Raw genomic sequence first — 14,035 nt, forward strand, 5'->3', positions numbered from 1 at the left:
CCTGAATCATAGATGAAGGGTTACAATTTAAAAACACAACTGTTTACATATCAACATATTAGAAAGCTAACCTTTACATTTCTTTAAACTTCTTTGGCACTATTTACGAAAAATCGAGTCTGAGTTACAGTTCCGTTTGGGGCGTCTGTCGTTATATTTGCAACATAAACAAACGCTTCCTCACTACATAATAAGGATAATTTATGAATCTACTAAAATGGTGTTTGGTCATTAGCATTACTGCACTAACGGGCTGTAGTGCCATGATGAGCCAATATGGCAATCAAAAAACGCAATCAAGCTCATTGGTTGAATACCTTTACCCAGACCAGCAAGACAGAGCAGCCCATCAAGCAACGATCCCAACTTTGAACTTACCTGCCACTGTAGGGATTGCCTTTATTCCTAACAAGTACAATGATGGCTTACACCACGGTGACGAAGTGGCACTGCTGAACAAAGTTAAAAAGCAGTTTATGCAATATGACTATATTGACCGCATTGAAGTGATCCCAAGCACATATTTAAAAGGCGGCGAAGGGTTTACTACATTAGAACAAGTATCACGATTATATGATGTGGATATTATGGCGCTTGTTTCTTACGACCAAGTATCGCAAAGCTTAGAAAATAACGCTGCTTTTTTATATCTAACGATTGTTGGTTTATATGTGATTCCGGGCAATGAAAACTCAGTACAAACCTTTGTAGATACCGCCGTATTTGACGTAAAAAGCCGAAAAATGCTGTTTCGTGCTCCAGGTATTCATAAAGCAGAGCAACGCAGCACAGCGATTGGCATCGATGAAGTCGCTAAAGAGCAATCGCTGGCAAGCTTTAATGGTGCCGTTGATGACATGATCACAAATCTAGATACTGAATTGGCGCAATTTAAAACCCGCGTTAAAGAAGAAAAAGTAGCTAATGTCACGCACAGAAATGGTACTGGCGGCAGTAGCTTATTCTGGTTAGTTGCAGTACTGGCAGGTTTTGCCGTACATCGCCGTAGCGCATAACAGACAAAGTTATTAATCGCGAAAGCTTTTACCCATCCTAAAAAGCAGTTACCCTTTGGTTTTTGTTGTACCTAACCAAAGGGTTTTCATGAAGTTGTCGATACTCTCAGTGCTTGTGAGCACCTCATTATTTAACCATCAAGCTTTCGCTAATAATGAGCTAGAACATATTACAACAACCGCCTCGCGCAGCGAAGTGTTGGCAGATCCATTGCCAGTTGTGGTCAGCAGTATTTCACAAAAGCAGCTGGCGCTTATCGCTCCTACTCATATTGAACAAGCCCTTAAGCAAGTGGCCGGTGCTAATCTTCAACACGGTAATGGCCAAGAGTATTTGCCCGCTCTACGTTCACCTGTACTTTCTGGTGCTGGTGCCTGCGGCGGCTTACTTACCGCTGAAGATGGTATTCCACTTCGCGCAGCTGGTTTTTGCAACATCAATGAATTATTCGAAGCCCACACTGAAATGGCTGAACGTATCGAAGTGCTGAAAGGCCCGGGCTCTGCCCTTTATGGTTCAAATGCAGTGCATGGTGTAGTCAACGTGATCACGCCAGATACAACCTATGATCACAACCAACTTGGTTTTGATTACGGCTCGTTTGGCTACACTCGCTACAAACTTGGTGCGGGGCGTGACTTTGGCCAGCAAGGTTTAGGCATTAATGCCACGATCACCCGAGATACAGGTTATCGTGATGACGAAAGTGTTGATCAAGAAAAGCTATCACTGCGTCACCGTTTTGATGGCGAAAAACTAAGTGTAAATACAGGCCTGACTTACACCCACTTAGATCAACAAACGGCTAGCTACATCGAAGGCTTTGAAAGCTATAAGGATGAGCAAATAGCTCAGTCTAATTTTGATCCTGATGCATTTCGTAAAGCCCGCTCTTTGCGTGTTTGGTCAAAGCTAAATTGGACACAAGGTGAGGCTAACAGCTTTACCCTAACGCCTTATATCCGCGACCAAAACATGACCTTCTTTAAGCATTTTTTACCGGGTACTCCCCTTGAAGAAAATGCTCAGCAAGGTGTTGGCCTTCAATCAAGCTGGCAGCATAAGTTAACAGGTTCTAGCCTCTTAACAGTTGGCTTTGATGGTGAGCTTACAGATGCTGATTTTTTACAATATCAGGATAGCCCAACTGAAGGCTCAGCGTTTTTAGTCGCCACCGTGCCACAAGGCAAACATTATGATTATCAAGTAACTAGCACCCTATTAGCACCGTTTGTGAATCTTGATTGGCAACTTGATGAGTTACTTATCAGCCTTGGGGGTCGATACGAGCGTATGCGTTATGACTACGACAACCATATGTTGGCTGGTCGTACAAAAGAAGATGGTACTGCATGCGCAATGGGCGGATGTCGCTATTCTCGACCAGAAAGCGGTGTAAATCGCTTTACTAACTTTTCGCCTAAGCTTGGATTAAGCTATCAATATGCTGATAACCAGTTTATCTACGCCAATGCTTCAGAAGGTTATCGAGCACCGCAAGCGGCAGAGCTTTATCAGTTACAACGCGAACAAAATGTCGCAGATCTGAAATCTGAAACAGCTAAAAACCTAGAGCTTGGTATAAAAGGTCAACAAGCACAGCTGCATTATGTAGTTAGCATTTATGCGATGAATAAAAAGAACACGATTTTCCGCGACAGTGATTTTTATTACGTCAATGATGGCCAAACCCAGCATCGTGGTGTTGAGCTTGAGTTAGCCTATGCCATTACGCCAAGCTTATCGATGCAGTTAGCCGCGAGCCACGCCAAGCATACATACAGTTATGATCAATTGCTCAGCGGGGTTAATATCAATGGTAATCTCATTGATACTGCACCACGTAACATCGCTAACTTACAGCTACTTTGGCAAGCAAACGACATAACGCGTGTTGGTCTTGAGCTACATACCACCAGCAGCTACTTCACTGATCCTAAAAACCAGCATAGCTACGAAGGTCACTCATTAGTAAATTTAAGAGCGGCGTGGCAGCTATCAGCTAACTTTACTGTGACTGCACGAATAAACAATTTAACCGACGAACGTTATGCAGAGCGCGCTGACTACACAACATTTAGTGGCGACCGCTACTTTCCGGGTAGACCGCGCAACGCCATGTTATCAGCAAGTTATCAGTTTTAAGTAACCGCATTATTTGGTGAGCTATCTCATAGTTCACCCACGCTGTTTAGTGTTTTGGTATGATAAATGTACCTATTGCTATAGTTTCTAAACAGCGTGTCATCTTCTCAAAATCTAATTCGTAACCTTCTTTTAGTGCTGGGCATTTTTCTTATTGCAGCCAGTTTGCGAGCCCCTATCACTGGTATTGCACCGGTGCTTGAACAGATCATTGATCAATTTAAGTTAAATGCATCACAAGCAGGCATGTTGACGACTTTACCTTTAATTGCATTTGCTATTGCTTCACCTATGGCAGCAAGCCTCGCTAAAAAATGCGGCCTTGAATTATCACTGTTTATTGCCCTTGTATTAATAGGCATTGGGGTTGTGTCTCGTGTTATTGATTCTGCCACAGTACTATTTATTGGTACTGCAGTGATTGGTGTCGGTATCGCGATTGGCAATGTGTTGTTACCAAGTTTGATAAAACGTGACTTTCCACACAAAGTCGCTGTGATGACGTCTAGTTATGTTTTAGCGATGGGCATATTTGGTGGCAGCTATTCAGCACTCATCATTCCGCTGGCTGAGTATAAAGAACTTGGCTGGCAATTGGCGCTTGCCAGTTATGCCTTATTGGTTGTGCTGGCTATTGTGGTGTGGTTACCACAACTTAAGCAACATACCATGCCAAAACAGGCACATGTGTCGAACAATACACAAAGCAAAATTTGGCATTCTGCACTTGCTTGGCAAATTACGTTATTGCTTGGCTTTAACTCATTTTTCACTTATATCATGTTAGGTTGGCTACCCAGCATTTTAATAGAAGGCGGCCACAGTGCGCAGCACGCCGGAGCTTTGCAAGGCGCCTTTCAAGTAGCCTCAGCGCTACCAGGTATTGTGCTTATTCCACTACTTGCCAAATTAAAAGATCAACGCATCTTAACCCTAAGCCTGGCATTACTTGGCGCGCTTTGTTCTGTTGGGTTATTAGTTGCGCCTAGTTTTGCGATGCTTTGGTCAGTCACCTTAGGTTTTTGCTCAGGTGCCTGTTTTATATTGGGCTTATCATTTGTAAGCCTGCGCACTCATGACTCAATGCAAGCGGCAGCGTTATCGGGTATGGCACAATGTATCGGGTATTTATTGGCTGCAACAGGCCCTATTATTGCGGGCGCCTTACATAGTTATTTTAATAACTGGGCAGGAGCACTTTGGCTGTGTATTGCATCTAGCCTGTTATGTGCTTTATTTGGTTACTTAAGTGGCCGAAATATCACTATCGACCAACAAGCAAAATAAAACCGCAGCTACTTAGGTGCGGTTTCAAAAGCGCTCATATTACTTAGGTTATCTAGCCAAGGTTTATGTGAGCGATACCAAATATGCGCTTTAGGAATAAGCTCATCAGCTTGCTCTACGGCGCCAATACGTAAGCCATAAATACGCTCACCTGTACCTACAGAAGTCGCATACAAGGCTGTACCACAGTTACCACAAAACCCTTGCGCACGCTGATTACCACTCTCAGCAATTTTTATATATTCTTTTGGCTCAGCACCTGTAAAAGTAACCCCATCTGGCACAGACACCACAACGGTACGAAAAGGCGCACCCGAGATAATTTGGCAGTCAGTGCAGTGACAGTTAATCACTTTATTTTCATCAACTTCTGCGTGGTAAGTGACTTCACCACAATGGCAACGGCCGGTAACCTTCATATTAAACTCCTTGTTGAGATGGCTGCTCTTTTACAGGGTAATGATTAGCCTGTTTCAAGCTTTGGAAATCATTAAAACGTACCCCATGCTGGGCCATAATAGGACGTATTTTTTTGCTTATCAATTGTCTAATATAAAAGGGCTGATTCGGCACAAAATGATGGATTGTATGGGTGCGGCCAAAATCAAAACAAAATAACTGAAACGGTAAAAACCAGCGGCTGGTGATCACATGCGTTTGCTCAAGCAAATTATTTACACCACCATAATAATGCATTGAAGATGTCACTAAGTTAAGAGAACTAGAACGAATAATATTAGGCACGATAAGTACCACCATTAAAAACTCGGCTCCCGCCAATAACTCAGCTCCCCAATCAGGCAATGTAAATGGCTGCACAAACTGCACAGCGTAATAAGCAATTACCCCATAAAGAATCGCAAAATATGCGGTTGCAATCGGAAAGCCTGCATTAAACACCCGTAAAAACTTAAAGCCATTAATTTCTTTACTAAATCGCTTGGTATTGATTAATAAACCTAGCAGACCATCAGTGATGACCAAGGCTCTCAAAAATGGCGATTTAATGCCATTGCCCACTAAACGCTCTTCTAAATCTTGCGACGTGCCGGATACTTTATGGTGATGTAAATGAATTTTTCTGCGATACCAAGGATTAACCGTATTGGGCCTCATAAGCCACACGGTTAACATCATAAAGTTATGTATAAAAGGACGATTACTAAAATACTGCTTATGGATAAGGTCATGCTCAAGCTCATGCGATACCGAGGTAATAAAGGCAGCCAGAATAATACACAGCCACGAGGGAATAATCGCTAAGTAATAAAGTGTCGCAACACCAATTAGTGAGCACAACGACACCAGCAGAATAATCATAGCAAGTGTATTTTGCTGGTTTAATATAGGGAAACGCGCTCTAAGCGATTGCTCCTCAGCCTTAATGGCTGTAACAATCGCCTTTATATTTTGCTTTGCGGTTAATTCTGACATCACAAGCTTTGCTAACTGATTGATGTCAAAATCATACCTTAATTAACTACTGCTCTCGAGAAAATTGCGTTAAAAATGGCACTACATCATTTGCTGGCAATGGCTTAGAAAAGTAATATCCTTGGATATAATCACAACCTGCTTCGGTTAGTACAGCCAATTGCTCGCGCTCTTCAACCCCTTCTGCAACGACTTTAATACCCAATACACGACTCATTTGAATAATCGATTTCACCAACGCTTCGTCGCCTAAATCAACATGTACTTCATCAATAAATGACTTATCAAGTTTAAGTACATCGACCGGAAAACGGCGCAAGTAGCTAAGAGATGAATAACCCGTACCAAAATCATCTAGCGAAATTAAACACCCAGCTTGCTTCAACTGCTTTAACACATCGAGATGATTGGTATTTTCTGGCGCTAAAACACTTTCGGTTAATTCAAATGAAATTTGTGATGGCTTAACCCCTTGTCCTTTAATAATCTCAAGCCATGCATTACGTTCAGGGTTAAACTCAGTAAATTCAAATAAAGAGCGGTTTACGTTAAAAACAAAGCTTTCATAACCTTGTGCTTCTAACGCCTTTATTTGCTGACAGGTTTTAATCAACACGAGTTCGCCGAGAGGAATAATCACCCGCGACTCTTCTGCAAGCGGAATAAACTCGGCTGGTGATACCCATTGCCCTTGGTTGTTCCATCGCACTAAACTTTCGAATTTAGCGACCGTGTTATTTTCAATATCAATAATAGGTTGAAAATACACATCAATTTCGTTGCTCTTCACGGCTTGTGTAAGCTGCTCAACCAACTGGTTATGTTTTTTGACCTTGTTATCCATTTCTTTACAGAAAAACAGGTACTCATCGCCTGTTTGTTTTGCATTCAAGGTAGCAAGCTCTGCTTGGCGTATTAAGCGACGGGCTATTTTTTCGATTTTTTCTTGTGAACTAACAGCGCCAGTTTGCTCAAATCGACTAATGCCCAGCGTAACTGACACCTGCTGACTAATGCCGCCAATAGAAACGGGCTCAACAAGTAACGCGGTAATTTGTTTACAAACATGTTCAAGTTCACTGACATGCTGATAAGTTTGTAAAATGGCAAAACTATCACCATCGATACGCGAAAAAGCAGACTCTTTAAAACTGCTATTTAGTCGCTCTGAAAGCTCACATAAAACCTTATCGCCAAAGGTTAAGCCGTAAACTGTGTTGATATCTTGAAACTTATCAACATCAAAGTAGATCACGGCTAAGTTAGTATTCTCATCATCTTGATACGACAAAGATGATAGCAATTGGCATAAGTACTCTTTGAAGTAAAAACGATTAGTTAAACCGGTGAGTTGATCGTGGTTAGCGTGAAAATAAATTTTCTGCTCAGCTTCTTTTTTCTCGGTGATATCCAAAATAAACGCCACATAACAATCTTCATCATTATTTTGCATTTTGGTTATCGATAAAAATTGCGTATACAACTTACCTTGTTTGGTTTTATTAGTGATTTCACCAGACCACTTACCCTCTGTATTGATTTGGTGCCACATTACTTTATAAAAATGCGGATCATACTTATTTGAGCTTAAAATTTTTGGATTTTGCCCTAAGACTTCATCCAACGAATAGCCCGTCATTTTCGTAAATGCGGTATTCGCATAAGTAATATGCACATTGTGGTCGCAAATAAAAATTGCTTCGTGGCTTTGCTCAATCAATTGGTTTGCAAAATCTAATTTAGCAATAAAACGGTCTTTTTCGATTTCACGCTGGATAAGACCAGTAAATAACGAGAAAAAAGACTCAATTTGCATCGCATCATTTATTTCGTGCTGAAATAGCGCGACAAGAATAGTATCGGTTTTGCCCGATATACTTTGTAAAGGCACACCCACATAGGCTTCGATACCCATATCAACGAGCATTTGATCATTAGGGAATAATTGCTGAACGCCCGAACTGAAACTAGAGATGCTACCACAGCTAACATCATTACAAGGCGTACAGCGGATATCGTAGCTGATGTTTTCAACAATTTCGTCATGCGCACACAAAGCTATAGTCGTTGCATGCAAAGTTGACTCATCGACTTGAGCTAAAAAAACATGAGAAGCACCAAGCACTTCTGATAAAGACAGGCATATTGCATTATAAAAGTTCTCACTTTTAAGATTTGAAATGCTTTCAACAATACGCTTTAAGTCGTATGTACCCACGCTAAGCTACCTTACCCGATAATGTGCACTAAGTGATTGACTTCACTTATACTTAAGACCATAAATTGTATTATAAGATGTATTCAAACACCATCGTACTCTAGTCTTAAATGATTAATTTTCAACCAAATAAACACACTTTTTTCAGGGTTATTTGTAGATTAAGCATAGTTTGAACTTTACCGCTTAGAAATAGAACAAAAGTGCTTTAATAGAGTTGAAGTTGGTACTTAGATTTGAGTTATAGGCTCTGGGTGATAGGCTTTAGGCTCTAGGCTCTAGGCTCTAGGCAAAATGTACCCGTATGAATGGCTTTAGCCATGAATTATATTTTCAGCATTGCTGGTTCGGCATTCATGGTTCGGCAGTAAACTACCTCCTACAATGCTTTTACGAATTGAATTGCTAAGGGTGGTTGCAAAAACCCAATAACCGCACCGCTCGGCTAAAAACTGACAGCTGATGGCTGAACTTTTAATTAACTCTGAATATAGAATTGAGTTGTAGGCTTAAGGCGCTAGGCTAAATGCACCCGTAGGAATGGCTTTAGCCATGAATTATATTTTTCAGCATTGCTGGTTCGGCATTCATGGTTCGGCAGTAAACTACCTCCTACAATGCTTTTACGAATTAAATTGCTGAGGGTGGTTTCATAACCCAACAACCGCAACGCTCGGCTAAAAACTGACAGCTGATGGTTGGTAGCTTTTTCAGGCATAAAAAAACCCCAGCAAAACTGCTGGGGTCATAAAAGTGGTACCAGTAGGCGGACTTTTACTTGCTTCAGTGCCACGCCCCGCGTGGCGCTCAAGTCCGCTAAAGACTTTTCAGGCATAAAAAAACCCCAGCAAAACTGCTGGGGTCATAAAAGTGGTACCAGTAGGCGGACTTGAACCGCCACGCCCGAAGGCAACGGATTTTGAATCCGTCATGTCTACCAATTCCATCATACTGGCTTCATTTTTCTTTAACCTTCTAAACACGAGAAGATAAAGAAAAACCACTTTAGAGCAAAAGCTTTTTTAACTGCTTTTGTCTCTATGCCAAGCATTATACAAAGAATGGGTAAGGCAGCAAGCGTTTTGTGCGGCGTCACTGAACAACCGCACAATAATTAAACAAGTTGTTAACTTTAGAGTTTTGGCATCATTCGCGAAACAATCGCCTGACAATCGATATCATGACTCAGGCAGCCGTACTGACTAAACCCTGCGCTACTTAAACGACTTTTTACAAACGCATCGGCAATAAGTGGCTCACCAAATTGTAATAGCGTTGCTGCTTGCCAAAGCAACGCGAGCTTTTCTATTATGCGCCGAGCATGCATTTCAAGGTTTGCGGTATCTGTAAGCATCTCTTTAAGCTCATCTAATTTTATTGCAAAATCAGGGTGCAAACTGCGTGCTTTTTCAAGCTCATTAATAAGCACCTCAAGTGATTCAGGCTCACGACTAAACACGCGTAAAAGATCAAGGCATTGCACATTACCTGAGCCTTCCCAGATAGAGTTTACCGGCGCTTCTTTGTAAAGTCGGCTGGTAATGTTGTCTTGTACATAACCCACGCCACCAATACATTCCATAGCCTCATAAGTGTGCTGCACTGCCCGCTTACAAATCCAATATTTACCAATTGCTGTGGCGCTGCGTATTAATGCCACTTCATTGCTATTATCTTGGTTATCAAGGGCATGGGCAATACGCATTGAAATGGCAAGTGCAGCTTCGGCCTCGATAGCTAAATCAGCGAGTACATTGAGCATGAGTAGCTGTTGATGCAAGTTTTTACCAAACACACTACGCCCAGCTGTATGCCAAATTGCTTCTTTTACTGCTTGTAACATCAGCGAGCTTGAACCCAGCATGCAGTCATAACGAGTTAAAGCGACCATTTGAATAATAGTGGCAATGCCTCGCCCCGGCTCACCGAGTAACCAACCATGTGCACCCCTGAATTCAATTTCAGAGCTCGCATTTGATTGATTACCTAATTTACTTTTTAAGCGCTGAATATACATGGCATTTTTCTCGCCAGTTTCGAGCCAGCGTGGCACTAAAAAGCAAGATAATTGCTTTTCATCGGTATTAGCGAGTACTAAAAAGGCGTCGCTCATGGGCGCTGAGCAAAACCATTTGTGGCCAGTTAAAGCATATAATTGCCCTGCACCACTTTCATTGATGGCGTCTGCTTTGGTGGTGTTCGCCCGAACATCAGAGCCGCCTTGTTTTTCGGTCATCGCCATACCTATGGTGACACCTTTTTTCTCGGTCCAAGGCTTATTGTCTGAATCGTAATGATTTGCCAGTATCTTAGGTAGCCACATAGCCGCTACATTTTCTTGACTTGCAATGGCAGGCACACTGGCAAACGTCATGGTTAATGGGCAACCTGAGCCCGGATCAGCATGATTGTGCAGCACCGCCATAACGGCTCTTACAACATGGCTACCGGCTTTCTTTTGCTGCCAAGGCAATGCGCAGTGCCCTTGCTCTATAGCATGCTGCATTAGCTGATGGTAACTTGGGTGATAATCAACTTGGTCTATGCGTTCACCAAAGCGGCTGTGAGTGGTTAATTCGGGTAAGTGTTTGTTTGCTAAGAATCCTGCTTGCAGTAATGCACCACCCACTTGCTCCCCAAACGCCGTTAAATGCGCAGTTCCCCATTGCCCAGCAAAACGATTTTGCCAATATTGAAGTACCGTGTCGGCCTCATAGGTGTTGTAGTTTTCAAGAGGTTTGGGTTGATTAAATACTTGGTGAGTTTCGCTTTGAGAAACGGCCATAATTGTGTGCTCATTTTTTATTATTTTCTCAACTATAGCAGGTCAGACCTGTTTGTCGACTTGCTAAACGGCCGTTAAGTATTTCTTGTTTGCGAAGGACTTTGCTAAACTACTGCGCAATTTAATTGGACGAGATTGTTTATGTCAGCTGAGTTTCCACGTGCCGGTTTCTGGCGCCGCTTTGCCTCTTTAATCTACGATACCTTGGTTATCATTGCTTTTGCGATGCTGACAACCGTACTGTATTTATTAGCTGTTCAAGGGCTAATTTCTTTAGACTTACTAAGTATTGGTGACGCTGAAGATGTATCTGCTTTCATTCAAAACTCGCCACTACTGTATGGCATTCGTAGTGCATTATTGGTAGTAGTGAGTGTTAGTTTCTTTAGCTATTTTTGGGCTAAGAGCGGCCAAACTATTGGTATGCGTGCATGGCGTTTGAAGGTGCAAACTCTCGATGGTCATTTAATTAGCTGGCATCAAGGTGCACTTAGAGCCATTACTGCACTATTAGGTTTAGGTAACTTAGTGGTGTTGGTCGATTTTAAAAATAAGCGAGCCTTACAAGATTACATCGCAAAAACTGAAGTGATCACCCTCACCAAAGAAGAAAATAAACGTATTTATCGCTCACTTGATTAAGCAACACATCAAGCACAAAAAAAGCGTGGCTCAAACCACGCTTTTTTTGTGCTTTTTAAACGAGCATTACACTCGTTTATTCAATAGGTAAGTTGCAAACCCTATAAACAGTAGGCTTGGTAACACAGCACCAACAACAGCTGGAATTTGGTAAACCATCACCACAGGACCAAATATCTCATTAGTTAAGTGGAAAGTAATACCGGTTATAACACCCATGATAATACGTGCGCCCATGGTTACTGTGCGAAGCGGGCCGAATATAAACGATAAAGCAACTAACAACATAACGGCAATAGATACAGGCTGCATGATCTTACGCCATAGCGCTAGCTCATAAGTGCTGGTGTCTTGCTCATTTTGCTGCAAATAACCTAAATATGACCAAAGCCCAGTAAACGACAGCGCTTCGGGCTTAACCGACACCACTCCTAATTTTTCGGCGGTCAGTTGCGAGTCGTAAAACTCTTCTTTGTGCTGCTCAGTACTGATCTGCTCTGGCGTGATCATGACTTTATTTACATCACGAAGTAACCAACCATCTTTACGGTTTATTGCCTCTTCTGCCTTGGTAATTTGAGTAAGTTGCAACGATTTATCAAAGTGATACATATGCACGCCACGTAAAGTGCCTTGCTGATCGACATCTTCAATATTAATAAAGTTGCTACCATCTTTCGCCCACACACCTTGCTTAGCATTAAATACATCACCACCATAAATCGCTTGGTTACGTATTTCTTTTGCTTTGAGCTGTGCTTCTGGGGCACCCCATTCACCTAGCGCCATCATACAAATTGCCATAAACATCGCGGTTTTCATGACTGATGCAATAATTTGCAGGCGTGACATACCCGCCGCTTGCATAACGACCAGCTCACTGTTTGAGGCCAATGCGCCTAAACCTGTTAAGCCACCAATCAAGGCTGCCATTGGGAAGAAAATAACTAAATCACCCGGCATGCTGTATAGGGTGTAAATCAGCGCAGTTGCAATATCATAGCTACCGCGGCCAACTGATTTTAACTGCTCAATAAACTTAATGAGGGTACTAATACCTACCAGCACCATTAAAGCAAAACCGGTTGTTTGAATTATGCTGCGACCTAAATACCAGTCGAGTGTTTTCATCATGCGTTTAACTCCCGCTTAGTCACAACTGCCTTTAACCATGCGCCGAGCGGACGACCTTTAATAATCAAGAAACCACCAATAAACAAGGCTGATAAATGGATCCACCACAAACCAATTGAAGGCGGAATTTTACCATCTTCAACAGCAAACTTAGCTGCATTTAATAAAATGAAGTACCCTAAATACAAGCTGATTGCAGGCACTAATTTAGCGAATTTACCTTGGCGCGGATTCACCACACTCAAAGGCACTGCAAGTAAAGTTAATAACGGAATTGAAAGCGGAATAGCTAAACGCCACTGCCACTGTGCAATAGCTTCAGAGGTTTTCATTTTGAATAAATCAAACGTTGGTATAGCTTCTAATTTACGACGCTGGTGCTCTATTTCTTGATCTTGGATTTGTACACTGTAACCATCGAACTCTGTTAGGTTTAACGCAGCAGACTCGCCATCTGTTTCATAGCGCTTACCATCGTTAAGAACAAGTTGCTGCTCACCGTTATCTTGCTCAATCACCACACCACGCTCTGCATATACTAAACGGGCTAAGTCACCTTTTTCACGATCTGGTAACTGCGCAACAAATACCTTGTGTAGCTCTTTACCGCTATTTTCGATGTTGTGAATGAAGACTACGGCTTTCTCATTACCCGTTTGCTGAAAACGCCCTGCACGTAATGCCGATAAGCCGGCATCAGCTTTGGCTTGCTCTTTTAATTGATATTCTTGTTCACTGGCCCACGGCGCAACATAAAGAGTAAGCGCACCGGCTAAAATAGCCATCGCAGTACTTGAGATAAGCGTGACACGAACCACATACCACTCACTAACACCACAGGCTTTGAAAACAGTCATTTCGCTGTCTGCATAAATGCGACTGTATGCCAAAATAATCCCTAAGAAGATACTCAAAGGTAAGATAAGTGAAGCAAGTTGAGGAAGTTTTAGTGCAATCATCGAAAGCACAAGTTTAGCTGGAAGACCCCCTTCAGAGGCGTCTCCTAAAATAACAACAAACTTTTGAGACACAAAAATAGTCATCAAAGTTAAAAATACGGCGACCTGCGACTTGAAGACTTCAGTGGTCAAATAACGAAAAATTAGCAATGCTCGCCCCTGTTAAACATCGAGTTTCACTGGAATAGTAAGGAATTTTGAGTAAACTAGTTATTTTACTCACTTTATTATATGCCATCAAAGTTAAATATCATACCTAGCAAGAACATATAATCTTGCATAAATGGTGCAGATGGCGTCTATTATGTGATATTGATATTCACATTAAGATAAAGTTCAAAAACACATAAATAGAGTCATAGTTTATGTACTAAGATTAGTGCTATTAAACTAAAAAATGTAAGAAAGGACTCG

10 protein-coding genes and 1 tRNA gene are annotated in these 14,035 nt (G+C 41.9%); 4 read left to right on the forward strand and 7 right to left on the reverse strand.

Going from position 1 to position 14,035, the window contains the following annotated elements:
- Positions 1-203: 203 nt before the first annotated feature.
- The 3 genes from rhlP (at position 204) to AUR67_RS20060 (ending at position 4,449) form a co-directional block, all read left to right on the forward strand.
- Complete coding sequence (gene rhlP / locus AUR67_RS20050; RefSeq protein ID WP_058586567.1) at positions 204-1,016, forward strand: rhombotarget lipoprotein; 813 nt, start codon at positions 204-206, stop codon at positions 1,014-1,016.
- Between the two features lie 88 nt (positions 1,017-1,104).
- The gene (locus AUR67_RS20055) at positions 1,105-3,162 is read left to right on the forward strand and encodes a TonB-dependent receptor (RefSeq protein WP_058586568.1); all 2,058 of its coding nucleotides are present in this window, start codon (positions 1,105-1,107) and stop codon (positions 3,160-3,162) included.
- A 96-nt stretch (positions 3,163-3,258) separates the two neighbouring features.
- Complete coding sequence (locus AUR67_RS20060; protein WP_058586569.1) at positions 3,259-4,449, forward strand: MFS transporter; 1,191 nt, start codon at positions 3,259-3,261, stop codon at positions 4,447-4,449.
- An 8-nt stretch (positions 4,450-4,457) separates the two neighbouring features.
- On the opposite strand, the gene AUR67_RS20065 is transcribed toward AUR67_RS20060, so the two are convergent.
- From AUR67_RS20065 to AUR67_RS20085, 5 genes are all read right to left on the reverse strand, one after another.
- Positions 4,458-4,868: a GFA family protein gene (locus AUR67_RS20065; RefSeq protein WP_058586570.1), complete on the reverse strand. Its 411-nt coding sequence runs from the start codon at positions 4,866-4,868 to the stop codon at positions 4,458-4,460.
- Position 4,869: 1 nt separating this feature from the next.
- Positions 4,870-5,883, reverse strand: a complete 1,014-nt coding sequence (locus AUR67_RS20070) for a fatty acid desaturase (protein ID WP_058586571.1) — start codon at positions 5,881-5,883, stop codon at positions 4,870-4,872.
- A gap of 46 nt (positions 5,884-5,929) precedes the next feature.
- Complete coding sequence (locus tag AUR67_RS20075; protein ID WP_058586572.1) at positions 5,930-8,101, reverse strand: putative bifunctional diguanylate cyclase/phosphodiesterase; 2,172 nt, start codon at positions 8,099-8,101, stop codon at positions 5,930-5,932.
- An 871-nt stretch (positions 8,102-8,972) separates the two neighbouring features.
- Positions 8,973-9,057 (reverse strand) — tRNA-Leu (locus AUR67_RS20080).
- Positions 9,058-9,233: 176 nt separating this feature from the next.
- Positions 9,234-10,886 carry an acyl-CoA dehydrogenase family protein gene (locus tag AUR67_RS20085; RefSeq protein ID WP_058586573.1) on the reverse strand — a complete coding sequence of 551 codons (1,653 nt, stop codon included), beginning with the start codon at positions 10,884-10,886 and terminating at the stop codon, positions 9,234-9,236.
- A 141-nt stretch (positions 10,887-11,027) separates the two neighbouring features.
- On the opposite strand from AUR67_RS20085, the gene AUR67_RS20090 reads away from it, so the two are divergent.
- The gene (locus AUR67_RS20090) at positions 11,028-11,528 is read left to right on the forward strand and encodes an RDD family protein (protein ID WP_058586574.1); all 501 of its coding nucleotides are present in this window, start codon (positions 11,028-11,030) and stop codon (positions 11,526-11,528) included.
- Positions 11,529-11,594: 66 nt separating this feature from the next.
- On the opposite strand, the gene lptG is transcribed toward AUR67_RS20090, so the two are convergent.
- Positions 11,595-12,662 (reverse strand): LPS export ABC transporter permease LptG, encoded by a 1,068-nt coding sequence (gene lptG, locus AUR67_RS20095; RefSeq protein WP_054562714.1) that lies wholly within the window; start codon positions 12,660-12,662, stop codon positions 11,595-11,597.
- Complete coding sequence (gene lptF, locus AUR67_RS20100) at positions 12,659-13,771, reverse strand: LPS export ABC transporter permease LptF (RefSeq protein ID WP_054562715.1); 1,113 nt, start codon at positions 13,769-13,771, stop codon at positions 12,659-12,661. Before lptF ends, lptG begins: the two co-directional genes overlap by 4 nt.
- Positions 13,772-14,035: the final 264 nt, after the last annotated feature.

This window comes from Pseudoalteromonas sp. XI10, from assembly GCF_001469895.1.
In the GTDB taxonomy this organism is placed as follows: Bacteria; Pseudomonadota; Gammaproteobacteria; order Enterobacterales; family Alteromonadaceae; genus Pseudoalteromonas.